Origin of the sequence: Gordonia sp. NPDC127522, assembly GCF_042672305.1 — a bacterium.
In the GTDB taxonomy this organism is placed as follows: domain Bacteria; phylum Actinomycetota; class Actinomycetes; order Mycobacteriales; family Mycobacteriaceae; genus Gordonia; species Gordonia hongkongensis.
Genome location: NZ_JBHXVK010000015.1, coordinates 58472 through 83953, shown reverse-complemented (window position 1 = coordinate 83953; position 25482 = coordinate 58472). Strand labels below are relative to the sequence as shown.

At 67.9% G+C, this 25482-nt stretch carries 22 protein-coding genes; 12 read left to right on the top strand and 10 right to left on the bottom strand.

The annotated features are described in order from the left end of the window. Positions 1-5: 5 nt before the first annotated feature. On the bottom strand, positions 6-1592 hold the full coding sequence (locus tag ACFVHY_RS19290) for a FadD3 family acyl-CoA ligase (protein WP_390274736.1): 1587 nt from the start codon (positions 1590-1592) through the stop codon (positions 6-8). Positions 1593-1634: 42 nt separating this feature from the next. On the opposite strand from ACFVHY_RS19290, the gene ACFVHY_RS19285 reads away from it, so the two are divergent. From ACFVHY_RS19285 to ACFVHY_RS19255, 7 genes are all read left to right on the top strand, one after another. Continuing rightward, the gene (locus ACFVHY_RS19285) at positions 1635-2930 is read left to right on the top strand and encodes an acyl-CoA dehydrogenase family protein (RefSeq protein ID WP_390274734.1); all 1296 of its coding nucleotides are present in this window, start codon (positions 1635-1637) and stop codon (positions 2928-2930) included. 1 nt (position 2931) lies between these two features. Beyond that, positions 2932-3771 (top strand): SDR family oxidoreductase, encoded by an 840-nt coding sequence (locus ACFVHY_RS19280; RefSeq protein ID WP_390274732.1) that lies wholly within the window; start codon positions 2932-2934, stop codon positions 3769-3771. Positions 3772-3808: 37 nt separating this feature from the next. Then, on the top strand, positions 3809-4966 hold the full coding sequence (locus tag ACFVHY_RS19275; RefSeq protein WP_390274730.1) for an acetyl-CoA C-acetyltransferase: 1158 nt from the start codon (positions 3809-3811) through the stop codon (positions 4964-4966). A gap of 484 nt (positions 4967-5450) precedes the next feature. After that, positions 5451-6980 (top strand): aldehyde dehydrogenase family protein, encoded by a 1530-nt coding sequence (locus tag ACFVHY_RS19270; RefSeq protein ID WP_068971976.1) that lies wholly within the window; start codon positions 5451-5453, stop codon positions 6978-6980. An 87-nt stretch (positions 6981-7067) separates the two neighbouring features. After that, on the top strand, positions 7068-7715 hold the full coding sequence (locus ACFVHY_RS19265; RefSeq protein ID WP_390274727.1) for a TetR/AcrR family transcriptional regulator: 648 nt from the start codon (positions 7068-7070) through the stop codon (positions 7713-7715). 60 nt (positions 7716-7775) lie between these two features. Beyond that, a complete protein-coding gene (locus ACFVHY_RS19260; protein ID WP_390274724.1) occupies positions 7776-9680 on the top strand; it encodes an ABC transporter ATP-binding protein in 1905 nt (634 codons plus the stop codon). Further along, positions 9677-11413 (top strand): ABC transporter ATP-binding protein, encoded by a 1737-nt coding sequence (locus tag ACFVHY_RS19255; protein ID WP_390274722.1) that lies wholly within the window; start codon positions 9677-9679, stop codon positions 11411-11413. The genes ACFVHY_RS19260 and ACFVHY_RS19255 overlap by 4 nt, the downstream gene beginning before the upstream one ends. Before the next feature lie 225 nt (positions 11414-11638). Here ACFVHY_RS19255 and ACFVHY_RS19250 read toward each other — a convergent pair whose 3' ends face one another. The 6 genes from ACFVHY_RS19250 to echA20 form a co-directional block, all read right to left on the bottom strand. Then, positions 11639-12883 (bottom strand): DUF222 domain-containing protein, encoded by a 1245-nt coding sequence (locus ACFVHY_RS19250; RefSeq protein WP_390274720.1) that lies wholly within the window; start codon positions 12881-12883, stop codon positions 11639-11641. A gap of 314 nt (positions 12884-13197) precedes the next feature. Beyond that, entirely contained in the window at positions 13198-13998 is an 801-nt protein-coding gene (locus ACFVHY_RS19245; protein ID WP_390274718.1) for an ABC transporter ATP-binding protein, read from the bottom strand. A 199-nt stretch (positions 13999-14197) separates the two neighbouring features. Continuing rightward, the gene (locus ACFVHY_RS19240; protein ID WP_390274715.1) at positions 14198-15310 is read right to left on the bottom strand and encodes an NAD(P)H-dependent flavin oxidoreductase; all 1113 of its coding nucleotides are present in this window, start codon (positions 15308-15310) and stop codon (positions 14198-14200) included. Further along, the gene (locus tag ACFVHY_RS19235; protein ID WP_390274713.1) at positions 15307-16077 is read right to left on the bottom strand and encodes a CoA-transferase subunit beta; all 771 of its coding nucleotides are present in this window, start codon (positions 16075-16077) and stop codon (positions 15307-15309) included. Before ACFVHY_RS19235 ends, ACFVHY_RS19240 begins: the two co-directional genes overlap by 4 nt. Next, positions 16074-17003 carry a CoA transferase subunit A gene (locus ACFVHY_RS19230; protein ID WP_390274710.1) on the bottom strand — a complete coding sequence of 310 codons (930 nt, stop codon included), beginning with the start codon at positions 17001-17003 and terminating at the stop codon, positions 16074-16076. Before ACFVHY_RS19230 ends, ACFVHY_RS19235 begins: the two co-directional genes overlap by 4 nt. Position 17004: 1 nt before the next feature. Continuing rightward, positions 17005-17790, bottom strand: a complete 786-nt coding sequence (echA20, locus tag ACFVHY_RS19225) for a (7aS)-7a-methyl-1,5-dioxo-2,3,5,6,7,7a-hexahydro-1H-indene-carboxyl-CoA hydrolase (protein WP_390274708.1) — start codon at positions 17788-17790, stop codon at positions 17005-17007. 91 nt (positions 17791-17881) lie between these two features. Here echA20 and ACFVHY_RS19220 point away from each other — a divergent pair, with 91 nt between their 5' ends. The 3 genes from ACFVHY_RS19220 to ACFVHY_RS19210 are packed head-to-tail and all read left to right on the top strand — an operon-like array spanning position 17882 to position 19993. Beyond that, a complete protein-coding gene (locus ACFVHY_RS19220; protein ID WP_390274705.1) occupies positions 17882-18670 on the top strand; it encodes an SDR family oxidoreductase in 789 nt (262 codons plus the stop codon). A 49-nt stretch (positions 18671-18719) separates the two neighbouring features. Further along, entirely contained in the window at positions 18720-19616 is an 897-nt protein-coding gene (locus ACFVHY_RS19215) for an SDR family oxidoreductase (RefSeq protein WP_390274703.1), read from the top strand. Further along, the gene (locus ACFVHY_RS19210; protein WP_390274701.1) at positions 19613-19993 is read left to right on the top strand and encodes a hypothetical protein; all 381 of its coding nucleotides are present in this window, start codon (positions 19613-19615) and stop codon (positions 19991-19993) included. Before ACFVHY_RS19215 ends, ACFVHY_RS19210 begins: the two co-directional genes overlap by 4 nt. Positions 19994-20067: 74 nt before the next feature. Here ACFVHY_RS19210 and ACFVHY_RS19205 read toward each other — a convergent pair whose 3' ends face one another. Further along, positions 20068-20724, bottom strand: coding sequence for a GNAT family N-acetyltransferase (locus ACFVHY_RS19205; RefSeq protein WP_390274699.1), 657 nt, complete (start codon positions 20722-20724; stop codon positions 20068-20070). Positions 20725-20880: 156 nt separating this feature from the next. Here ACFVHY_RS19205 and fadD8 point away from each other — a divergent pair, with 156 nt between their 5' ends. Beyond that, positions 20881-22527: a fatty-acid--CoA ligase FadD8 gene (gene fadD8, locus ACFVHY_RS19200; RefSeq protein ID WP_390274697.1), complete on the top strand. Its 1647-nt coding sequence runs from the start codon at positions 20881-20883 to the stop codon at positions 22525-22527. Between the two features lie 26 nt (positions 22528-22553). On the opposite strand, the gene ACFVHY_RS19195 is transcribed toward fadD8, so the two are convergent. Then, a complete protein-coding gene (locus ACFVHY_RS19195) occupies positions 22554-23672 on the bottom strand; it encodes a DUF5685 family protein (protein ID WP_390274695.1) in 1119 nt (372 codons plus the stop codon). 76 nt (positions 23673-23748) lie between these two features. Further along, positions 23749-24705 (bottom strand): helix-turn-helix transcriptional regulator, encoded by a 957-nt coding sequence (locus ACFVHY_RS19190; RefSeq protein ID WP_390274693.1) that lies wholly within the window; start codon positions 24703-24705, stop codon positions 23749-23751. Positions 24706-24799: 94 nt separating this feature from the next. Here ACFVHY_RS19190 and ACFVHY_RS19185 point away from each other — a divergent pair, with 94 nt between their 5' ends. Further along, entirely contained in the window at positions 24800-25417 is a 618-nt protein-coding gene (locus tag ACFVHY_RS19185) for a TIGR03086 family metal-binding protein (RefSeq protein ID WP_390274690.1), read from the top strand. Positions 25418-25482 lie beyond the last annotated feature (65 nt).

Sequence of the window (25482 nt, the reverse complement as noted above, 5' to 3'; positions counted from 1 at the left end):
CGGGGTCAGGTGAGGTTGCGCTTGAGGATCTTGCCCGACGCGTTGCGGGGGAACTCGTCGACGAAGACCACCGACCGGGGGATCTTGAAGTTGGCGAGGTGTTCCTTGGCGAACGCGATGACCTGCGCCTCGTCGAGGTCGGCGTCCGCCCGGACCGTCAGGTAGGCGCGGCCGACCTCGCCGAGCCGGTCGTCGGGCACGCCGACGACCGCGGACTCGGTGACACCGTCGAGCCGCGCGAGGGTCTGCTCGATCTCCGCGGGGTAGACGTTGAACCCGCCGCATATGTACATGTCCTTGAGCCGGTCGGTGATCTTGAGGTTGCCGCGCTCGTCGAGGGTCCCGATGTCGCCGGTGTGCAGCCACCCGTCGGCGTCGATCGTCGCGGCGGTGGCCTCCGGGTCGTCGAGGTAGCCGACCATCACCATGTCTCCGCGCGCCAGCACCTCACCGTCGTCGGAGAGCGTGATCTCCATGCCCGGGAACGCACGTCCGCAGGTGTTGGCGACCGTCGCATCGTCGTCGTCGGGGGTGCAGGTGGAGACGAAGCCGCTCGCCTCGGTCAGGCCGTAGGCGGTGATGACGGTGTCGACGCCCAGGTCGTGCTGGAGGCGTTCGACGAGGACGACGGGCACGATCGCCGCGCCGGTGATGACGATGCGCAGGCTGGAGAGGTCGTGGTCGGCGCGCTTTGGGTCGTCGAGGATGGTCTGGAAGATGGTGGGCGCGCCCGGGAAGACCGTCGCGCGCTCGTCGGACACGAGCTTCATCGCCTGGTCCGGTGAATAGACGGCAAGTGGCAACATGGTCACGCCGAACAGCACGCTCGGCAGGATGCCCGCCTTGTACCCGAAGGTGTGGAAGTACGGGTTGACCATCAGGTAGCGGTCGTCCGGGCCCAGGCCGGCATTCGCGCCCCAGCCGTACGAGCCGGTCAGGGTCTGCCGGTGGGTCGCCAGCACACCCTTCGACTTTCCGGTCGTGCCGGAGGTGAAGAGGATGTCGGAGAGATCGTCGGGGGAGACGGCATCGGCGCGTCGGTCGGCTTCGGCGAGTGCGTCGGGGGTTGCCGCCCGACTGAGGAACTCATCCCAGTCGACGGCACCGTCGAGCGGGGCGGCGTCGTCCGTGAGCGACACCCGGATCACGACGTCGGGCATCGTGGCGCGGTGATCGCGCAACAACTCGGCCGCATGATCGGCACCGAGGAACTCGCCGGACACGACGACGGCCCGGGCCCCGGACCGTTCGATGATCTCGATCGCCTCGCCCGCGGTGTAGCGCGTGTTCAAGGGGACGAGCGTCGCACCGGCGTAGTGGACCCCGAGCGCCGCAATCGGCCAGTGGAAGCTGTTCGGCGACCAGATGGCGACCCGGTCGCCGGCCTCGATACCCGAGGCCACCAACGCTGCCGCGAAATCCCGGACGGACTCGTGGAGACGGGTCCAGGTCGACTCGATGCGCGGATGCGTCGAAGACTGCCACTGACCGTCGACGAGAGCGATACGGTCGGGCCAGGTCTGCGCCGCCCGGCGCAGTGCGGCCGGGGTCGTGGGCGTGGGGAGGACCTCGTGCAGTGGGGTCTGCGCCATGCGCCCAACCTAGCACTTGCTTGGTGCGTTATGCTAGCGCCCATGACCACGACGAATCTCGCCGATCGTGCCGTCGACCTGGGTGAATGGGCGAAATCGACACCGAACGCCACCACCGAGTTCGCGGCCGCGGTGCGTGCGTGGCTCGACGAGAACCTCGCCGGCGACTTCGCCGATCTGAAGGGTCGTGGGGGGCCGGGCAGCGAACACGAGTTCTTCGCCGAGCGCCTCGAATGGGATCGTCACCTCGCGCGCGCCGGGTGGACCTGCATCGGCTGGCCGGTCGAGTACGGCGGTCGTGGTGCGACGCTCGAACAGCGCATCATCTTCCATCGCGAGTACGCACGCGCAAACGCACCTGCGCGCGTGAATCATCTGGGCGAGGAACTGTTGGGCCCCACGCTCATCGCCTACGGGACCGACGAGCAGAAGCGGCGTTTCCTGCCCGGCATCGTCGATGTCACCGAGTTGTGGTCGCAGGGTTATTCCGAGCCGGGCGCCGGATCGGACCTCGCGGGCGTGTCCACGTCGGCGCGGCTCGAAGACGGCAAGTGGATCATCAACGGCCAGAAGATCTGGACCTCGCTCGCCCACGTGGCGCAATGGGTGTTCGTGATCGCGCGTACCGAGAAGGGATCGTCGCGCCATGCCGGACTGAGTTTCCTGCTGGTGCCGCTCGACCAACCGGGCGTCACCGTCCGTCCGATCCAACAGCTCACCGGCACTTCGGAATTCAACGAGGTGTTCTTCGACGACGCGGAAACCGATGCCGATCTCATCGTCGGTGACCCGGGCGACGGCTGGAAGGTGGCGATGGGGCTGCTGCAGTTCGAGCGCGGGGTGTCGACGCTGGGTCAGCAGGTCGGATTCGCGCGCGAGCTGGGCAATCTCACCGATCTCGCGCGAGCCAACGGGGCGCTGGACGACCCGGAGATCGCGTCGCGGCTGGCCCGGGCGGACATCGGGTTGACGGTCATGCGCGCCCACGCCCAGCGGACACTCGACGGCGACGTGACCTCGCAAGCGGGCGCCGGGAGCGGAGCGAGCGGGCCCAATCCGGCGGGCGCGGCGTCGGTCTCGAAGCTGTTGTGGGCGAACTGGCATCGCGATCTCGGCGAACTCGCCATGGACGTCGTCGGCGCACCGGCGCTGATCGGCCCGGCCGCGACGGCCGAGGGCCGGGTCAACGACATCACCGACCCCGAGCACGTCGAACTCGACGAATGGCAACGGCTGTACCTCTTCACGCGCGCCGATACGATCTACGGCGGCTCGAACGAGGTGCAGCGCAACATCATCGCCGAGCGGGTGCTCGGCCTACCCCGAGAGGCACGCTGAGATGACCGGAATCGACGTCAACGGGGCGCATGTCGGCGGCCGGGCGGTCTCTCCGCTGGCCACACCGCCGGACGAGATCGCCGGCCACGGCCTGCTGCTGGGCAAGAAAGTCGTGGTGACCGCCGCCGCCGGAACGGGCATCGGCTTCGCGTCGGCACGTCGCGCACTGCTCGAGGGTGCGGACGTGCTCATCAGCGACTGGCACGAGCGGCGTCTCGGTGAGGCCGCCGAGAAGCTCGCGGCGGAATTCCCCGACCGTACGATCACCCAGCGCACCTGCAATGTCCAGGTCACCGCCGAGGTGGATGCGCTGATCGCCGACGCCGCAACCCGGCTCGGACGCATCGATGTCCTGGTGAACAATGCCGGGCTCGGCGGCGAGACCCCGGTCGCCGAGATGACCGACGAGGAATGGGACCGCGTCCTCGACATCACCCTCACCGGCACCTTCCGCGCCACCCGCGCCGCCCTGCGGTACTTCGGCTCGGTCGAACACAACGGGGTGATCGTGAACAATGCCTCCGTCCTCGGCTGGCGTGCCCAACGCGGACAGGCGCACTACGCCGCGGCCAAGGCGGGCGTCATGGCACTGACCCGCTGCTCCGCACTCGAAGCCGCCGACGTCGGGGTGCGCATCAACGCGATCGCACCGTCGATCGCCAAACACCCGTTCCTGGCGAAGGTCACCAGCGACGACCTCCTCGACGAACTCGCGTCCCGAGAAGCCTACGGGCGCGCCGCCGAGGTCTGGGAGGTCGCCGCGACCGTCGCCATGCTCGCCAGCGACTACACCACCTACCTCACCGGCGAGGTCGTCTCGATCTCCAGCCAACGCGCCTGACGGACAACGACTTCCACCGAACCAAGGAGCACCGACCATGACCACACCCCAGGCCTACATCGTCGACGCCGTCCGCACCCCGGTCGGCAAGCGTAACGGCTCACTGGCCAAAACCCACCCCGCCGACCTCGGCGCCCACATCATCTCCGCCCTCGTCGAGCGCACCGGCATCGACCCGGCAGCCGTCGACGACGTGGTGTTCGGTTGCCTCGACACCATCGGTGGTCAGGCCGGCAACGTCGCCCGGACCGCCTGGCTCGCAGCCGGTCTCCCGCTCGAGGTGCCCGGCACCACCGTCGACCGGCAGTGCGGGTCCAGCCAGCAGGCCATCCACTTCGCGGCGCAGGGCATCATGAGCGGAACCCAGGACATCGTCGTCGCCGGCGGCCTGCAGAACATGAGCGCCATCCCCATCTCGCAGGCGATGATCTCCGGCAAGGAGTTCGGATTCACCACGCCCACCGCCGAATCCGTCGGCTGGCAAGAGCGTTTCGGCGACGCGCAGATCTCGCAGTTCCTCGGCGCCGACATGATGGCGAAGAAGTGGGACATCAGTCGCGAGGACATGGAGCGCTGGGCGCTGCAGTCGCACGAGCGGGCCCGGGCCGCGATAGCCGACGGCAAGTTCGACAACGAGAACGTCGCCCTCGGTGACTGCGTCGTCGACGAATGCCCGCGCGAGACCTCGATGGAGAAGATGGCCGGCCTGCAGGTCCTCGCCGACGGGTCCCGGCTCACCGCGGCCGTCGCCTCGCAGATCGCCGACGGGTCGTCGGCGACCCTCGTCGTCTCCGAACGCGCACTGAAGGAACACAACCTGACACCGCGGGCCCGCATCCACCACCTGTCCGTGCGCGGCGACGACCCCGTGATGATGCTCTCCGCGCCCATCCCGGCCACCAAGTACGCCCTCGACAAGACCGGCATGTCCATCGACGACATCGACGTCGTCGAGATCAACGAGGCGTTCGCGCCGGTCGTGCTCGCGTGGCTCAAGGAGACCGGCGCGGACCCGGCGAAGGTCAACCCCAACGGTGGCGCCATCGCGCTCGGTCACCCCCTCGGCGCCACCGGCGCCAAGCTGTTCGCCACCCTCCTCAACGAACTCGAGCGCACCGGCGGCCGCTACGGACTCCAGACGATGTGCGAGGGCGGCGGGACCGCCAACGTCACGATCATCGAGCGCCTCGGCTGAGCTGCGGCGGTCAGCCGCGGGTGCGAGGGCGGCGGGACCGCCAACGTCACGATCATCGAGCGCCTCGGCTGAGAGTCACCACCTCTGCTGCCTGAGGGCCACCCCTCTGCTCCCTGAGGAGCGCCCGGAGCTTGCGGAGGGCGCGTCACGAAGGGTCTGGTGACTTGGGCTGCGAAGACCCTTCGTGACGCTCGCAAGCTCGCTCCTCAGGGAGCAGGGGGTTGGCTCGCAAGCTCGCTCCTCAGGGAGCAGGGGGTTGGCTCGCAAGCTTGCTCCTCAGGGAGCAGGGGGTTGGCTCGCAAGCTCGCTCCTCAGGGAGCAGGGGGCGATCCTCGACGTTCCCCTCTCGAGGCCGTACCATTCTGACAACAGGCGTGCCCACATACGGGTGTGATCTGGTGCATACTATTCTGTGGCACAGGCGGACTATTTCGTTCCAACCGCCACACGTCAGGTGCAGCACGACCTAGCTGAGGGGATCTCGATGACCAAGCCTGCTGAGCACACCAGCACCGGCGCCACCGGCGCGACGCGTGGCGTCTCGTCGGAAGCGCATAGTTTGACCGAACTGGTCGAGATCCAGCGCGCGGCGTTCCTGCGCGACGGGATCCCCGACGCCGACACCCGCATCGACCGCATCACGCGGCTCGCGGCCCTGCTCCTCGACAACGCCGACGAGATCGCCGCCGCGCTGGCCGAGGACTTCGGTGCCCGCCCGCGCGAGCTCTCACTCGCCGCCGATGTCGCCGGCTGCATGATCGACCTCGCCCACCAGCGTCGCGGGGTCAAGGAGTGGATGGCCGAGTCGAAGGTCGCGAAGGTGCAGGGCCTGCTCGGATACAAGCAGAGCATCCGCCACGACCCGCTGGGCGTCGTCGGCATCATGGGGCCGTGGAACTTCCCGCTGCAGCTGACAGTCGTGCCCGCGGGTTCGGCGTTCGCGGCCGGCAACCGGGTCATCATGCGACCGTCGTCGGTGACCGCGAAGACCACGGACGTGATCGCCAAGCACGCACCGAACTACTTCTCGATCGAGGAGCTGGCGATCGCCACCTCCAAGCACGGCTCGGGATCGGACTTCGCCAAGCTCAAGGTCGACCACATGTTCTTCACCGGCTCGCCCGGCGTGGGCGCCTCGGTGGCCCAGGAAGCCGCGAAAAACCTGATCCCGGTGACCCTCGAACTCGGTGGCAAGAACCCGGCCGTCGTCGATGTCGACGCCGACATCGACAAAGCCGCGACGATGCTCGCCGACGCCCGCATGGTCAACGGCGGCCAGGTGTGCCTGTGCCCGGACTACGTCTTCGTCCCTGAAGCCAAGCTCGGTGAATTCACCGACAAGGTCGTCGCGCGGTGGACCGAGAACTTCCCGACGATCATCGACAACGAGCAGTTCACGTCGACGATCAACCAGAAGAACTACGAGCGGATCCTCGGGCTCATCGACGACGCCGAACAGCTCGGCGCCACCAAGCGTCAGGTGATCCCCGGCGGCGAACCGCTGCCGGACGCCGAACGCCGCAAGATCCCCCCGACGCTGCTCACCGGTGTCAAGGCGGGGATGAAGATCGAGGAGGACGAGGTCTTCGGTCCGGTGCTGACCGTGTACCCCTACCGTGACCTGTCCGAGGTCATCAGCCAGATCGGCTCACACCCGCATCCGCTGACGATGTACTGGTGCGGCGATCAGAACGAGCGGTTCCAGAAGCTGGCCGACAACACCCGCAGCGGTTCGATCAACGGCAACGACTTCGCCATCCACCTGTTCAGCGGTGAACTGCCGTTCGCGGGCGTCGGCAACAGCGGGATGGGCGGGTATCACGGCCGCACCGGCTTCGAGACCTTCAGCCATGCTCGGGCCGTCGCGTTCTCGACACTGCCGGTCAGCGTGGCCGAGATGATGTCGCCGCCGTTCCTGCCCAAGGACACCAGACTGACCAACAACCAGCTCAAGCTGTGGAAGTTCTTCAACAACCGCGCCATGAAGAAGGTGCGCAAGCGTCTCGGCGCATAACATCGGTGCACTTGGCCGGGATCGTCGTCCGACGGTCCCGGCCAAGCGCTTGCTAGGGTGAGCGCAGACTCTTCCAGGAGGATGCGCTTGTCACCACGAGGTCAGACCAGGATCGACGCGAACGGACGGACCGCTGCGAGTACCGCCGACGCGCCGGCTCGTTCGTCCCGCCGGGACGAGTTGTTGGCGACCGCCGGGCGCATGTTCGCCGAGCAAGGGCTGCGCTCGACGACGGTCCGGGACATCGCCGATGCGGCCGGAATCCTCTCTGGGAGTCTGTATCACCATTTCGACTCGAAGGAGTCGATGGTCGACGAGATCCTGCGGAGCTTCCTCGACGACCTGTTCGCTCGCTACCGGCAGATTGCGGCGTCGAGCAAGTCGGCGACCGAGACCCTGCGGGGGCTCGTCATCGCGTCGTTCGAGTCCATTGATGCCGAACGCAACGCGGTCGCGATCTACCAGGACGAGGCGAAGCGTCTCTCAGGCCAGGAACGGTTCGCCTACATCTCCGAACTGAACGTCGAGTTCCGGCAGTTGTGGCAGTCGGTGCTGCAGCGCGGCGTCGAAAACGGGGAGTTCCGGGCCGATCTCGACGTCGAACTCGTCTACCGCTTCATGCGTGACACCGTGTGGGTCGCCGTGCGGTGGTACCGGCCCGGCGGCACAATGTCGGTCGATTCGATCGCTGATCAGTACCTGTCGGTGGTTCTCGACGGCATCCTGCCGCGCTGAGCGCCGACGTCGAGTTAGGGTAGCTTTCCTTTCCCAGCGTCTGGCCGTTATTGTGCGCGTATGACAATTGGCGGAACCGATGTGGCCGCGCCGGCACCAGTCTCCGACGTCGACGTCGAACCCGACGATCCGAAAGCCGCGCGCGCTCAGGCCAGATCCGAGTCCAAGGCGAAAGCCGCTGCCCTCGCCGACGTCCTGGCCCCGGTGAAGAAGCGCACGCTGCTCGCCCAGTTCGTCCAGATCTTCGCCTCCGCCGCCACGGTGGTGCCGTTCATCGGGATCGTCGAACTCGGGCGCATCCTGCTCGAGGCGGGACCGGTCGACTCCGGGCGCGTCTGGCTGGTCGTGTGGCTGGTGGTCGGTGGGCTCGGCGCTCGCGCCGCCTTCAGCTTCCTCGCCCTCGCGATCACCCACTTCGCCGATCTCGATCTCCAGGCGCGACTTCGAATCCGCATCGCGGACAAGCTGGGTCGGCTGCCGCTGGGGTGGTTCAGCCGGACCAGCTCGGGTGCGGTCCGCAAGTCGGTGCAGAACGACGTCGCCGACCTGCATTACCTCGTCGCGCATGCGACCGTCGAGGCCACGGCCGCGATGCTCTCGCCGATCTTCGCGCTGATCTACTGCTTCTACCTGGACTGGCGCCTGGGGCTACTCGCGATCGCGACGGTGCCGCTGTACGCGCTGACCTACTCCTACATGGCTCGGGACCTCACGACCGAGATGGAGAAGATGGACAAGGGCGTCGCGCGGATCAGCGCCACGATCGTCGAGTTCATCTCGGGCGTCGCCGTCGTGAAGACCTTCGGGCAGACCGGCAAGGCGCACCGGCGGTTCGTCGATGCCGCCGATGAGTTCAACGACGACTTCGCCGGCTACATGGGGCCGATGCTCCGCGTACAGGCGGTCACCACCGTCCTGATCAGTGCGCCGCTGATCCTGCTGGTCAACCTCGGAGTCGGGTACTGGCTCGTGGACCGGGGTTGGGTCCAGCCGATCGAGCTCGTCGGGTCGACGCTGATCGCGATGGTGCTGCCGACCGCGCTGCTCACGGTCTCGACCGCGGTGCACACCCGTCAGCAGGCCTCGGCCGCCGCCCTGCGTATCGCCTCGCTGCTCGCCGAACCGGAGCTGACCGTTCCGGAGAACCCCCAGGTGCCTGCCGGGCACGACGTGCGGGTCGAGAACGTGCACTTCACCTATCCGCCGCGCCTCGGGGTCCCGTCCGGGGTGAAGGCGCTCGACGGGGTCAGTGTCGAACTGGCCGAGGGAACCGTGACCGCTCTCGTCGGACCGTCGGGAAGCGGTAAGTCGACGCTTGCGACGCTGCTGCCTCGCTTCGGCGATCCCGACTCCGGTGCGGTGCGCATCGGTGGGGTCGATGTCCGCGACATCGCGCCCACCGAGCTCTATCGCCACGTCGGGTTCGTGCTCCAGGATGTGCAGCTGCTGACGATGTCGGTGCGCGACAACATCCGGCTCGGCCGTCCGGACGCGAGTGACGAGCAGGTCTACGACGCCGCCCGCGCCGCCCAGATCCACGACCGCATCCTGGAGCTGCCCGACGGCTACGATACCGTGGTCGGCGACGGGGCGCACTTCTCCGGCGGTGAGGCGCAACGTGTCTCGATCGCGCGGGCCCTGCTCGCCGACACCCCGATCCTCGTCCTCGACGAGGCCACCGCCTTCGCCGACCCGGAGTCGGAGGCGCAGATCCAGCAGGCCATCGGCGCGTTGATGGTCGGGCGCACGGTGCTCGTCATCGCGCACCGTCTGGGCTCGATCACGCACGCGGACAACATCGTCGTCCTGGATCGGGGTCGGGTCGTCGAACAGGGCCGGCAGGACGAACTGGTCGCCCGCGGCGGGCTGTACGCGTCGATGTGGGCCTCCTACGAGGCCGGGACCACCAGGCAGGACGAGGAGATCGCGCGGGGCGCGGTCACGAGCAACGAGGTGGCACGATGATCCGCGGTTTCTACACGATCCTTGGTTCCGAACGTGCCCGGATGGTCGTCTTCCTGACCTGGGTGGTCGTCTACGGCGTCGCGCAGGGCTTGGCGATGCTCACCCTGGTCCCGATCGTCGAACACCTGTTGACCGGTGACCTCTCCGCCGCCGCGATGTGGTTGTGGCCGTTGGCCGTTCTGGTCGTCATCTGTGCGGTCAGTGCCTACGTGCAGTCGCTCAAGGGCATGACGATGGCGCTCTACGCGATGCGCATGCTGCACCACCGTCTCGGCGATCACATGGTCACGCTGCCGCTCGGCTGGTTCACCCGCGACCGCGTCGGTGACGTCTCCCAGATCGCGGTCAAGGGAACGATGTTCGTGGGCAGCACCGGGGCGCACTACATCACGCCGGTCGTCGTCAACATGGTGAGCTCCGTCGTGGTCGTCATCGGTATCTGCTTCTTCGACTGGCGCATCGGCCTTCTGATGGTCGCCGGGACGCTGCTGCTGATGTACGTCGGCAAGCTGTCGAGTTCGTTCCTCGCGAAGTCCGAGGGCCGTAAGCGTGCCGAGGCCGTCAAGGTCAACAACCGGGTCCTGGAGTTCGCCCGCTGTCAGGCGGTGCTGCGGGCCTTCGGCGACTCGGACTCCGCGCACAAGCCGCTCGCCGACGCACTCGGGCAGCAAGCACGCGTGGGCAAGTCGATGCTCTGGCGCTCGATCCTCGGCATCCTGCTGAACGGATTGTCGGTGCAGGTCGTCTTCAGCGCCGTGCTCGCGCTCGGCGCGGGGCTCGCGGTGGCGGGCCACATCGAGCCGGCCCTGCTGATCGCCGTCTTCGGCCTCGCCGCACGCTTCTTCGGCCCGATCGGCGAACTCGCCGAACTCGGTTCGACCCTGCGCATGTCCACCGATGAGATCAACCGCATCACCGGGGTGCTCGACACCGACCGGATGCCCACCCCCGATCAACCCACGCCGATCAAAGAACCGGGTGCTGTCGAACTCGACGGTGTCGCTTTCGGATACGAGACCGGAGCGCAGGTCCTCCGCGATGTGTCCCTGCGGGCCCGCCCGGGAACGATGACGGCACTCGTCGGCCCGTCCGGGTCGGGCAAGTCGACGATCTTCCGTCTCATCGCACGGTTCTACGACGTCGACGGCGGCGTCGTGAAGGTCGGCGGTGTCGACGTTCGCGAGCAGGAGACGGGTGCGCTGATGGGGCAGCTGTCCCAGGTGTTCCAGGACGTCTATCTCTTCGACGACACCCTGTGGGAGAACATCAAACTCGGACGGCCAGATGCGACCGACGCCGAGATCCGAGCAGCCGCCGAGACCGCGGGGGTCACCTCGATCGTCGACCGGCTGCCCGAAGGCTGGCAGACCGCCGTCGGTGAGGGCGGTTCTGCCCTGTCCGGCGGTGAGCGGCAACGAGTCTCGATCGCACGCGCCCTGCTGAAGGACGCGCCGATCGTGCTGTTCGACGAGGCGACCAGCGCGCTCGATCCGGAGAACGAGTCCCACGTCGCGGAATCCATCCGCCGCCTCGCCGACCGGAGCACGGTGCTGGTCATCGCGCACAAGCTGTCCACCGTGATCGCCGCCGACCAGATCGTCGTGCTCGACGATCTAGGCGGCGTCGACGACATCGGCACCCACGACGAACTGCTCACCCGCGGTGGGCGATACACCGAGTTCTGGAACCAGCGGACCGCAGCCGCCGGCTGGACGCTGACGCCGTCGGCTTAGGCGCGCCCTTCCGAGGCGGTGAGAGCGGGCTGGACCTGTCGACCTCGTTCCAAGACCGATCGCCCCCGCCCACCGGGATCCCGAAGCGAAATTGCGCACTGCGCAAACGATTTTCGCTACCAGATCCCGGTGGGCAGGGGTTTGTTTTCACACTGTGGAGTTGTCAAGGGTCGTGTGGCGTCGGTCGGTGCCGACGCCGGTGGGTCTGGTGGGGGCGGGGTGCGGTTAGACGAGGGCGTCGTCCAGGCGCATGGTGCGCCGGTTGTAGGCTGGCCGGGGTAGACGCCGCGGGTCGATGTCGGCGGGCGGGATGAGCCAGGGATGACGGTCGGGGCCCATCACGACCTGCCACCCATGATGATGCACCTGGGTGTGACAGCGTTGACACAGTAGACATCCGTTGTCCAGATCGGTCGGTCCGCCGTCAGCCCAGGGCACCAGATGGTGCACCTGCGTGTGTGCCGCTGGTGCACCGCATTTCACGCAACACGCATCCCGCACGACGATCGCCTGACGGAGATGATGCGGGAACAACCGTTTCGTGGTTCCCATCCGCAGCGGCACCCCCTCGTCGTCGAGGACGATCTCGGCCACCGCGCCGTCGCACGACAGTCGTTGTGCTGTCGAGCCTGTCACTGCTCCGACCCACGGCAACGTTGCCTGGCCAACGCCATCAGCGGGAATGGTGATGAGTAGCTGCGTTCGTGGTGCGCCTGCGGTGGTCATCGCTGCACCGGTGGCGGCCTGGTCTAGCAGGAGTTCCAGACCGTCCGCGCGGCGTTGGCCGGCATCGCGGCGGTCGTCGGCGCCGTCGGGTTCGGGGCGCGGGCAGGAGCGTTCGTCGATCATCGCCAGGAACTTCTCGCCGATCACTGCGGTGACGTCTGCGGTGATCGCGACCCGGCCTTCGTCGGTCACCCTGGTGTGCACAGTGTTCAGCGACGCATCATCGGCTGCTGCGACCGCGTGCGGATCGTCATCGGCGACCCGCAGGGCGATACTCCGGGCGTGAGTGTTGATCTCGGCGGGGGTGGCACCGGAGAACGCCTGCGCGAGCAGTTCGCTCTCGAACGCCGACTGGTCGTTGTCGGACAACGGAGTCGCTGCGTGGGTGTCGATGAACGCGATGCCGCGGACCATCGCATCAACACACTCGGTAGATAGATACCCGTCGGCGGCGCAGTCGGCGACTTTCGGCAACGATCCCAGTCCGGCGGCGATGCGTGCACCGCGGTGCGCGGCCGTCGGGGGCAGGCCCATCTCGATCAGCCAGGATCGGGTCGTCGACCCTGCTCGTGCTGGTGCCCCCGAGTCGTCCAGCCGGGCGATGTGGACGGCGATCTGGTGATCGAGGACGTTGCGCAGCACGCGTAGTTCGTCGAGACGTTCGACCACCGCGCGACCACTTCCGTCGTCGGGTGGGGGTTGCAGACCGATGAGGGTGTCGCGGAGCTCGGTGATCGGGGTCATGACTCCAAGGTACTCGCCAAAACGTTCGACGACGAGGTTTCTCCACAGCGCGAAGATCGTCGATTTTTACTGCGCGACAACCGATGCCACATACGCATCAGCGGTGAACCGCAGTGAACCGTGGTGAACAGAAACCCCAGCAGTCACACGGCGGCTGGCCGAGCACAGGGCCTGGGTTCGCCACCGACCTTGGAGCGCACGAAATCTGCAGGGCCATCTCGTCGCCGGCGGCCTTCGCACTGGGGACCTGAGGAGCGTGTCCGCTCTGCCAACTGCTCGGGGATTGGCGGGGCCCGTACTCGCGGTGCTCGAGTTCAGGGAGCGGTGGTCGCGACGCCCCGCGCCGACCACCGCCCTTCCTGATGGGCAATCTCGATCGGGTAGTCGAAGCACTCGGTCACCAGGGTTGTGGTGAGAATGTCGTGAACCGGCCCCGCGGCGAGGACTCGGCCGCCGGTCACCAGCACGGCGTGGGTGGTCGTCTCGGGTAGTTCCTCGAGGTGATGGGTGACGAGCACCGTCGCGAGATCGGGATGCGTGTGGTGCAGCCGGTCGACGGTCTGCAGAAGACGCTCGCGGGCAGCCACATCGAGGCCGGTCGACGGTTCGTCGAGCAGGAGGAGTCGAGGATCGGACAGCAGCGCCCGGGCGATCAGGGTCCGGCCGCGTTCGCCCTGCGACAGGTTCGTCCACGGCGCCGACGCGAGCGCGCTCAGGCCGAGCATCTCGATCAGTTCGTCGGCGCGGGCCAGTGTCTCCGGTGCGGGTTCCCGGTGGTCCATCAGCTCGGTCGTGCCGGTCGCACCGGTCAGCACCACCTCCCGGATCGTCAGCGGTGACCGCAGCGGATGCCGCGGATTGACGTGGCCGATGGACTCGCGCAGCTTCCGGGTCTCGGCGCGCCCCAGTTGGTGTCCTAGCACATGGACGGTCCCGCGCGTCGGATGCTGTTCCGCGCCACACAGGCTCAGGATCGTCGACTTGCCGGCGCCGTTCGGGCCGATGAGCGCCCACCGCTCGCCGGCGCGGACGGTGAGGTCGATGTCCGCGAGGATCGCGCGGGACTGCCGCACGAAGTCGACCGATTCCAGGCGCAGTACTTCCGGGGTCGTCACGGTCTGAAGGTACCGGACCCTTCGTGACGGCCCTCCGCAAGCTCCGGGCCTCCTCAGGGAGCGGGGGGGGTGACGGCCCTCCCTACGCTGCCTGAGGTGCGAGGAGCGTTAGCGACGAGCCTCGAAGGCTCCGGGCCTCCTCAGGGAGCGGAGGGTGACGGCCCTCCGCAAGCTCCGGGCCTCATCAGGGAGCGGGTGCCTAGCCCAACGACCCGAGAGCCTTCAGCCGTTCGTGTGCCTGCGTCATGATCGACTGGATCAACTCGTCACAACTGGGCAGGTCGTCGATCATGCCGACGACCTGGCCGGAGGCGAGCACGCCGGCGCGGGTGTCACCTTCGACGAGGCCGGCTTTGAGCAGCATGGGGGTGTTGCCCGCCATGATGACCTGCTGCCATGTGCGTTCGCCCGACTTCTTCATCGTGCGACCGTCTTTGAGCATCGTCGTCCAACGCATGCCGGTCATCTGCTTGAACTCGTTGGCGTTGCGGGCCGCGGCGACGAGGGCCCGGGCCGGGCTCCCACTCTCGAGCGCCTCCACCAACGGGGTACGCAACACGCGGTGCGGCATACCGTCGACCTTGACCGAGACGACGGTGTCCCCGAGTCCGCGGGCGAGGTACTCCTGTTTGACCGAGTCTGGCACGGCACTGTCCGACGTCAGCAGGAACCGGGTGCCCATGGCCACGCCCTGAGCCCCGTAGGCGAGTGCGGCGGCGAGCCCACGGCCGTCGAAGAACCCACCCGCGGCGACCACCGGCATGTCGATGCCCTTGGCGGACAGCGCATCCAGCACCGACGGCAGCAGCAGGGTGGTGGCGACCGGTCCGGTGTGACCACCGCCCTCGCCGCCCTGGACGATCACCGCGTCGGCACCCCACGAGGCGACCTTGACGGCATGTTTGGCCGCACCGATCGACGGGATCACGACGATGCCGTTGTCCTTGAGCTTCGCGATCAGTTCGGGTTTCGGGGCCAGCGCGAAGGAGGCGACCTTGACGCCCTCTCGGATCAACAGGTCGATGCGTTCGGGGGCATCGGTCGCGTCGGCGCGCATGTTCACGCCGAATGGCTTGTCCGTCAACGACTTCGTCTTGGTGATGGCCGCCTCGAGTTCCGCGAACGTCATCGTGGCCGATGCCAGGATGCCCAGCCCGCCGGCGTTCGAGGTGGCCGAGGTCAGCGACGGTCCGGACACCCATCCCATGCCGGTCTGGACGATCGGGTACTCGATGCCGACGAGCTCGGTGAACGACGTCGACAATCCGGCTGCACGTGCCGGGCTCGGATGCGCGGCGGTGGGTTCGCTCATCGGACTTCCTTGTTGCGGATGCCCTTCGGATCGAGGACGTCCCGGATCAGGCCGAGCTCCTCTGCCGTCGGCCTGCGCGTTTCCGGTGCATCGGCGAGGCCGTCGATCTCGAAGCCGGTGTTCTCGGCGACCTCGTCGGCCGTGACTCCCGGATGCAGCGACAGGGCCCGCATCGTGTGGCCCGCGCCGCCGAAGTCGAAGACGCCCAGGTTGGTGACGACGCGGTGGATGTTCAGATCGTCGAAGGCGGGGTTCTCCGGATCGACCTTGTCGAAGCCGACGCCTGACACGATGTCGACGGACTCGCCGAAGACGCGTGCCGAGTGCCGCGGCACCCAGTAGCTCGTCGGATGGTTGATGGTGTTGCCGGGCGCGCCACGCACACCGAACATCTGGCGCGTCGGGTGCTGCAGCGGTCCGAAGGCCGACAGATTCTGATTGCCGTGACGGTCGATCTGGTTGGCGCCCATGACCACATGACGACGCCCCGACGCGACGACGTCGAAGACCTTGCGGAACGGCATCCACCCCTCGATGGGCCCGCTCTTCCCGATCGGCGGGGTGTCGGCCAGGATCAGCGCCTCACCGTCGGTGATCAGCAGATCGGGTTCGGTGGTGAGGCGTGCCAGGCGGGCGCCGAGCAGGGGAGTGGGCGCCATCGGCGATGCCATGATCTCGCCTGCCCCGGAGAAGATCTCGGCGCAGGAGATGACGCAGTACTCGGCGCGCGTGACGTCCGTGGACGTCTGGGTCTCGGCGGTGCTCACTGCTCGTTCTCCTTCTGCTCGGCCTGCCACGCGGTGACCTCGCGCTGGTAGGTCTCCTCGTCGACCTGGAGGAACCGGCGGGAGAACGCATCCCAGGTCTCGGGTTCCTTGGCCGAGGCCACATAGAACTGCTGGAACTTCTCATCCCGGCCGTACTCGGCTGTGCCATTGGGCCCGCTCGCTCCGCTCCCGGCGCCCGTCAAAGTGAAGTGCGCCCCGTTCGGTGCGTGGACAACCCGGTCGACGGCCATCCGGTTCAACAGAAGACGTTGGTGCGGGACGGTTTTGACGAGCACCTCGGTGGAGACGATCTGATCGGCCTCGAGATAGCGTCGTTCGGCGGCCGCGCAGTAGAGGTCGTCGAAGTACGGGTCGACCCCGGTGTAGGCGGCATTGCCGTGGGCATCGGCCAGATCCAGGTGCACGAAGGCGGCGTCGAGCTTCAGTGCCGGCATGGCCACCAGCGTCTGTGTCCGGCCGTCGGCGTCGGGATAGGGCGAGGTGACGGTCTTCAACTCACCCTCCCAGAAGTTGAGGACGTCGGAGCCGAGGCCGGCACGAATGGGCAGGAACGGCACGCGTGCGGCGGCTGCTTCGAGGCCGCATTTCACCATGCCCTCGTCCATCTCGCGTACCTCGATCTCGCCGTTGGTGCGCGCCTTGGCGAACCACGGATCGTAGAACGGGGCCGAGTCGAGGGAGACGAAGCCGTAGTACGCGCGGCGCACCTTCTTTGCCGCGCAGAGCAATCCGAGGTCGGGGCCACCGTAGGTCACCACGGTGAGGTCCTTGACGTCGGAGCGGGCGAGCGCACGGACCAGCGCCATCGGCTTGCGGCGCGAACCCCATCCGCCGATGCCGATGGTCATGCCGTCGCGCAGCTCGGCGATGACGTCGTCGAAAGTGCTTGTCTTGTCGGTGGGCATGTCAGGCACGTCCTCCATCCGAGGCGGAATTCGCGGCAAGTGGCTTGCCGGTCGACACGAACGCGTCGCGGTGCTCATCGGCGACGCCGGCCAGGTTCAACTCGAAGGTGTACCCCTGCTCGAGGCGGTAACTCGCCTTGACGTCGACGGGGTCGATGTTGTTGATCGCTTCCTTGGCCGCGCGGATCACGCGAGTGTCCTTGGCGGCGATGGCCTCTGCGACCTCGAGTGCCGCGCCGAGCAGTTCCTCGCGGGGCACGACCCGGTAGACCGAACCGAAGTGCTCGAGTTGCTGGGCGGTGACGTTCTTGGCGGTGAAGTAGAGGGTGCGCATCATGTGCTGGGGGACGAGACGTGCGAGATGTGTTGCCGCGCCGAGTGCTCCGCGGTCGACCTCGGGTAGTCCGAAGACGGCGTCGTCGGAGGCCACGATGACGTCGGCGTTCCCGACGAGGCCGATGCCGCCGCCCACGCAGAACCCGTTGACGGCGACGACGACGGGTACGGCGCAGTCATAGACGGCGCTGAATGCGGCGGCGCATCCGCGGTTGGCGCCGATCAGGGCGTCGAAGCCGTCGGTCGCCTGCATCTCCTTGATGTCGACGCCCGCGTTGAAGCCCCGACCCTCTGCACGGAGCACCACCACGTGGGTGGAGGGGTCCTGACCGGCGGCGGTGAAGGCGTCGCCGAGTTCGAACCATGCGGCCGATGGCAGCGCGTTGACCGGCGGATAGTCGACGGTGACGGTCACGATCCCGGTATCGGAACGTGTCGTGGTGATCGGCACGCGGGCTCCTCTCATGGGGCGGTCCGAACAGTCCGGGGGGACTGTGGAAGCGCACCAAGCAAGTGCTTGGTTGTTTGGTAGGGTAGCACCCATGCAGACGCAGTCACAGGTCGAGCTGGGCCTGGTCGGGAAGGTCATCCTGGTCACGGGCGGGGCGCGCGGGGTGGGTGCCGGGATCACCCGCGTCCTGGGCTCGCTCGGCGCCCGTCCGGTGATCTGCGGTCGTAACGCCGACAATCTCGCCGACGACCTCCGCGATCTCGACTTCGTGTCCTGCGATGTCCGCGACGCAGACGCGGTCGAGGCGATGATGGACGACATCATCGGGCGGGCCGGACGCATCGACGGTGTCGTGAACAATGCCGGCGGGTCCCCGTTCGCGTTGGCCGCCGACGCGTCGGTCCGGTTCGCGAGCAAGATCGTCGACCTCAATCTGCTCGCCCCGCTGGCCGTGGCCCGCGCGGCCAACGCGGTGATGCAGACGCAGCCCGATGGCGGAGCGATCGTGAACATCTCGAGCGTGAGCGGCCACCGGCCGTCACCCGGCACCTCGGCCTACGGTGCTGCGAAGGCCGGACTCGACAACCTGATGGGCTCACTCGCCGTCGAGTGGGCGCCGCGGGTGCGGGTGAACTCGGTGGTGGCCGGCCCGGTCGTCACCGAGCAGTCCCACCTGCACTACGGCGACGACGCCGGTGTCGCAGCCGTCGGCGAGACCATCCCGATGGGGCGGATGGCCACGCCCGCCGATGTCGGCCACGCGGTCGCCTTCCTGTTGTCGCCGCTCGCCGGTTACATCACCGGTTCGACGCTGACCGTGCACGGCGGTGGCGAGAAGCCGGCATTCCTCGACGCCGCCACGGCCGGTAACGCAGTCTGAGACCCGGTGTGCGGTTCGGGGCCGCAGACACTTCGGAAAGGAAACATCAGTGACCAGCAAGTTGAATGAGGGTCGTGTCGTCATCGTGACCGGTGCCGGCCAGGGCATCGGACGCGCCCATGCCCTCGCGTTCGCCGCTGACGGCGCGAAGGTCGTCGTCAACGACTACGCCGAGGACCCGGCGAGTGAGGTCGTCGACGAAATCGTCGCCGCCGGCGGGCAAGCAGTCGCGTCGGTGGGCGACGTCGCGGACTGGGATTCGGGTGCGGCCATGGTCGAGACCGCACTCTCCGCGTTCGGACGCCTCGACATACTGGTCAACAACGCGGGTTTCGTCCGCGACCGGATGCTGGTCTCGCTGTCAGAGGACGAGTGGGATGCGGTCGTCCGCGTACATCTCAAAGGGCACTTCGTCGGTCTGCGGCACGCGGCCGCGCACTGGCGCGCCCAGGCGAAGGCCGGCGACGTTCCGCAGGCGCGCATCATCAACACGAGTTCCGGTGCGGGACTGTACGGTTCGGTGGGGCAGGGCAACTACGTCGCGGCGAAGGCCGGCATCGCGGCCCTGACGATCCAGGCGGCCGCGGAACTGGGGTCGTATGGTGTGACCGTGAACGCGATCGCTCCGGCCGCCCGTACCCAGATGACCATGGGTGCCGGTGAGGCGATGGCCGCTCAGATGGCGGCGCCCGCCGACGGTTCCTTCGACACGATGGATCCGGCGAACGTCTCGCCCCTCGTGGTCTGGCTGGGTTCGCCCGCGGCGGGCTCGGTGACCGGCCGGGTGTTCGAAGTCGAGGGCGGCAAGATCTCGGTCACCGATGGCTGGCAGCGAAGCATCGAGCGGGACAAGGGTTCTCGGTGGGAGGCCAGCGAGCTCGGCCCGGTGATCGAGGAGATCCTGGCCAAGGCGCCGGTGCCGATGCCGGTGTACGGCGCGCGATGACCTCGCCCCGAGATCCCTCGGCCGAGCGGATCGCCGCGGCGCGCGCTTATGTGGACGCCTTGGTGAGTCACGATCCGTCCGAGGTCGTCCTGCATCCGGACTGCACCCGCGTGGAGTTCGGTGTGCGGACCGGGCGCGACGGCGACCACATCGCCCGCAGCCTGGCGCGTGGCCCGCAATTCCGCCTCATCCACCGGATCTCGGACTTCACCGCCACGGTGGACGGGCACAGCGTCACCACGCGCTACGTCGTCCACGTCCGACCCAAGACCCTTCGGCTGGGGGCCACGGTGTCCGAGACCTTCGTGGTCGACGAGGACAACCGGATCCGCGCGATCGTCGCCCACTTCGGCCTCCCGCGGCCCCAACGGGCCTGACCGCCCGGCACGCAACCAACAGACGAACCCACCACCCCGAACGGGCGGTGGGTTCGTCGACTGTAGGTGGACCGTCAGGCGCTGGGCGCGCGGACGACCATCGGCACGCCGGGGAAGTACGCCGCCATCTCCGAACGGGACTTGCGTAGCGCTGCGGTGCCGTAACCCGACTTGCGGAACTGAGGGTGGATCCAGATGCGCAGGTCGATCTCGCCGTCCTTCAGTTCGCCGAACACGAAGCCGACCTTCGACTCGCCTTCGACGGCGACCAGCCAGACGGCCTCCTCGGCGTCGACTCGGGCGGTGGCGGCATCGATCTCGGCCGCGACATCGCCGGCGGGAGCGCCCGAACCGTCGCCGGCGGTGCCGATCTCGTTGGTACGCGCCGAGAACAGTTCGGCGTCGGCGGACGGGTCGAACGGACGGAGATCAAGGGTGTCCCCGCTGCTGGCCGGACGTTCGGCGAGCGTGAAGGTGAGAGCGCTGTTGAGGTCGTCGAGTTCGGCCTGGTTCTTGCGGCGGTCGTCCTTGGTGAGCTGGTCGAGCTTCATGTCGAGGATGGCCTCGGCGCCGAGTTTGGATTTGCCGAGCAGGTCGACGATCGCGGTGACGGCCTCGTCGTGATCCTCGGCGTCGACGATGGCATCGAGGACCTCGTGGCGGCGCTCGAGGGCGGTCAGCAGGGCGTCGGCGATGTCACGCCGGGTGGTGGCGAGGTCGAGATCAGTCATGGTTCGATCCTAGGTCACCACTCCTCACCGGTGGCGGACATCAGGTGCGCGGAAGTCACATCCGTCAGCGATTGTTAGAACACGTTCTAGTGAGTGGCGGTGCTGTTTTGGTGGAGATTCTTCCCTAGAGCTGTAACACGTCCTAGTCTGGTGGTCATGACGAACGAGGGTACGACGACAGCACCGGCCGACTTCGATCACCTGCGCGGGGGCACGCACATGGGCGACCTGATGGTCGCGGCGCTGCGGCGGCACGCCGACCGCACCGTGCTGTCTCTCGGCGACACCGAGATGACCGGCGGTGAGATGGCGGCGTCGATCAGCCGCTACATCCAGGCGTTCGAGGGCTTGGGGGCCGGTACGGGAACCGCGGTCGGCCTGCTCGCGCTGAATCGGCCCGAGGTGCTATTCGTGATCGGCGCCGGCCAGACGCAGGGATGGCGCCGCACCGCACTGCATCCCCTGGGCTCACTCGACGACCACGCGTACGTGCTCTCCGACGCCGGCGTGTCGACTCTCATCATCGACCCGGTGCCCATGTTCGTCGAGCGGGCCGCGGCACTGCTCGAACGGGTTCCCGGTCTCAAGCAGGTGCTGACGCTCGGGCCGGTGCCGGAGCAACTCGCCGCCCACGCGCGGGACGTGATCGCCGAAGCCGACAACTTCGAGCCGAAGCCCCTTGTCGCCGCCCATCTCTCACCCGACCACGTCGTCTCCATCACCTACACCGGCGGCACCACCGGCAAGCCGAAGGGCGTCATCGGGACGGCGCGCGCGATGTCGACGATGACGCAGATCCAGCTCGCCGAATGGGAATGGCCCGAACATCCGCGGTTCCTGCTCTGCACGCCCCTCTCGCACGCCGGCGCCGCCTTCTTCGTCCCGACCCTCATGAAGGGCGGGTCGATGGTGGTCCTGTCCAAATTCGACCCGGCCGAGGTGCTCCGCACGATCGAGGAGCAGAAGATCACCGCGACCATGCTGGTGCCCTCGATGCTGTACGCACTGATGGACCACCCGGACTCCCAGACGCGTGATCTGTCCTCGCTGGAGACCGTGTATTACGGTGCGTCGCCGATCAATCCGGTCCGGCTCGCCGAGGCCATCGAACGCTTCGGTCCGATCTTCGCGCAGTACTACGGCCAGTCCGAGGCGCCGATGGTCATCAGTTACCTGGCCAAGGGCGATCATCCGGGTCCCGGTGAGGACCAGCGTCGGCTGAGCAGCTGCGGACGGCCGTCGGCCTTCCTGCGTACCGCCCTGCTCGGGCCCGACGACAAGCCGGTCCCGCAGGGCGAACCCGGCGAGATCTGCGTCGCGGGACCACTTCTCGCCGGCGGGTACCTGGGCCTCCCCGAACAGACCGCGGACACCTTCCGCGACGGCTGGCTGCGCACCGGCGACGTGGCCCGCGAGGACGAGGACGGATTCTGGTTCATCGTCGACCGCACCAAGGACATGATCGTCACCGGTGGCTTCAATGTGTTCCCGCGCGAAGTCGAGGACGTCGTCGCCGAACACCCGGCAGTGGGTCAGGTCGGCGTCATCGGAGTCCCGGACGACAAGTGGGGCGAGGCGGTCACCGCGATCGTGGTGCTGCGCAACGATGCCGACGCCGACGACGCGGCGAAGGACCGGATCACCGCCGAGATCCAGCAGTCCGTGAAGGACCGCAAGGGTGCGGTGCAGTCACCCAAGCGGGTGATCTTCGCCGATGCCCTGCCACTGACCGCGCTCGGCAAGCCGGACAAGAAGGCGCTGCGGTCCCAGTACTGGGCCGACTCCGACCGCGGCGTCGGCTAGGTCTCTGACCCGCCCGCCCGGGCGGGTCACAGGTCGCAGCAGTCGCAACAATCGCAGCAGTCGCAGTCGTCGCAGACCGCGTCCTTGTACTTGTCGGTGAAGTGATTCCAGTGGTCGACGCAGCAGGCCTTGCCGAAGCACGAGACGCCGATGAACGGCAGAATCCGTTCGTGGAACGATCGATTCGGTTTGAAGGGTGGCGGGTACGGCCACTCGGTCGGGTAGCCGAACGGCCGGTGCGGCGGCCACTGGGTGCGCGAGTCGGCGACCACCGAAGGAGCCTCGGCGTGCGGGTGCATGCGCTTGTGGATGGCGTGGCGCAGTCCGTCGAGCAACACCACCCGTAGGAGTCGGTCGTCGACGAGTTCGAGGTCGGAGTAGCGGGTCCGGATCGCGGAGGCCAGTCGCCGGCACTGCTCGAGCGCGGTCTCCGGCGACGTTCCGGTGGACCGGAGTGGGTTGTACCGCCCCTGCTCGGCGTCGGAGTCATGGTCGTCGACCGCGTCCAAGAGGTGCGCGATCCGGCCGAAATCGGCCCCGATGTCGGAGAGCGCTGCCTCGTTGCGGGGTGCGTCGGCGAGCAGCGCCGACGCGGAGAAGACCTGTGCCGCAGCCACTGCCGATGCCTGGGTGAGGTCGTCGAGGACGACGCTCGTCGACTCGATCTCGGCTTGACGAGAGAGCGTCGTCATCATCCCGTCGACATCGAGACGTCGGGCGACCTCGGTGTCGGCCGCGGCATTGCGGCGCAGGTGGCTCCCGGCATAGTCGGCGAGCTTGGCGCGTACCGGCCGACGGGGCGCCAGCGCGTGCCGCTGCTCGTTGCCGACGTCGGCCGCCTTCGCGGCGGCGAGGGTGAGGGAGGCGGTCGCGGCGAGGCGGACACCCGGTTCGTCGGCGGACACGACTGTCGCCGTGCGCATTCCGCGTAGGGGACACCGACCGGCCTCGGTGGAGGCGCACTCCGCCGTCGACTGGGCCGCGGTGAGGATCGAGACCATCACCGCATCGGTGTTGACCGTCAACCTGCTCGACTGGCCGTGGTTGTCGCGCAGCGACAGACAGACCCCGCACAGGTGAGAGCGCCACTGGTCCATCAGGTCGTCGTCGAGTGCGTGCCGACATGGAGTGAGAACCCCGAACATTCGAGAATCAGACCACAGGCACGGGGGCCTCGCCAGAGGATTCATTCGTTCGGTGCAGGCGGCCCGATGTGCTCGCCTAGTCGCCGCCGACAACGCGGGCGCGGGCCGCGAGCGTGGTTCGGAGCCATTCCGGCTCGCAGACCACGAAGTCGTGGTCGAACATCGACGCCCACAACGCGCGCGTGGCGTGGCGACGGTCGGCGAACCGGAGTCCGAGCCGGCATCGTCGGTCTGGTGAGCGGTCGAGATATGTTGCGGCGGCGATCGACTCGATCTGCTCGGCATCGTCGGCCGAGCAGTCGATCACCACGTCGACGGGTTCGAAGGAGCGTCGGAACGCGTCACGATGCCGCTCCCAGATCTCGCCGAGGTCGACGTCCTCGGACCGGTGCGCCGGTTCGTCGAGGACGTCCACGTCGCTCATCCGGGAGACGCGGTACATGCGTTCCGCCGAGCCGGCGCCGTCGTGCGACGTGCTGCGCGGTGAGGTGGCGACGAGGTACCAGGTCTCGCCCGCCACGATGAGTCCGATCGGGTCGAGGACGTGCTCGCGCGGGGTGGGCGCACCCCGGCTGCGGTAGCTCACACGGATTCGTCGGCCCTCGAACACGGCGAGCTGCACGGCCTGGAGGCCGTCGAGGATCTCCGGGGTTCTGACGAAACCCTCCGGACGGACCAGGATCCGCTGCGCGGCGCGCACGGCATGACTTCGATGCGCCTCGGGCAGGGCGGCGGTCACCTTGCGCATGGCGCTGGTGAACGCGGGGGAGTCGACCCGTCCGGTACCGGCGAGCAACGACGTGGCCTCGTCGACGGTCAGTCCGGTGAGATCGGTGCGATATCCCGGCAACAACGCGAAGCCGCCGTGCCGGCCGCGCTCGGCGTAGACCGGCACGCCGGACAGCGACAGCGCGTCGATGTCGCGGAGCACGGTTCGTTCGGAGACCCCGAGCTCGGCGGCCAACTCGGCAGCGGTCACCCGCTCGTGCTTCTTCAGCACCATCAGTAGGGCGATGAGACGTTCGGCGCGCACGAGTGTGATTATTTCGCGAATACATGACAGGAGATGTCGTGTATTGCGGATTCACTGGTGTCAGACCGACCAACCACCAGGAGGAGACGTCATCATGACCGCAACCACACCAGAGGCCGTGCCCGCCCCGGCCGCACCCGCCGACCCCCGTCCCGCATTCCGAGTGGCAACTGCTTGGGTCACCGCACTGCTGACCGGAATCGCCGACGAGCAGCTGGAAGCGCCCACTCCCTGCGAGGACTTCGACGTCCGGACACTCTCGGAGCACGTCGTGGCGACCGCCGAGCGTGCCCGGGCCCTCGCCGACGGACTCGACGTCCGAACGATGAGGACGATCGCCGAGGAGCACGACGCTGCCACCTACTCTGCGCTGGTCGAGGCCGCCCTGGAGGGATGGGCCGATGATGCGTCGCTGACCCGCATGGTCCAGGTGCCGTGGGGTGAGGTACCCGGCGCGGGCGCGCTCTGGGGTTATGTCAGCGAGACCCTCGTGCACGGCTGGGACCTCGCCGTCGCGACGGGCCAACCCGCGGAAGCCGATCCCGAGACGGCCGAGGCGACCCTCGCGGTCGCGCAGCAGTTCATCCCGGCCGAGATCCGCACCGACCCGAACGTGCCGTTCGGCGTCGTCGTCGAACCCCGCCCCGGCGCCGGACCCACCGAGCGACTGGCCAATTGGACCGGCCGGCAGTCCGTGGGCTGGGTGGTCTAACCGGCCGACCGGCACTCCCGCGAGCTCGTTTACGTCCCGCTGATCAGATCCGATAAGCGGGACGG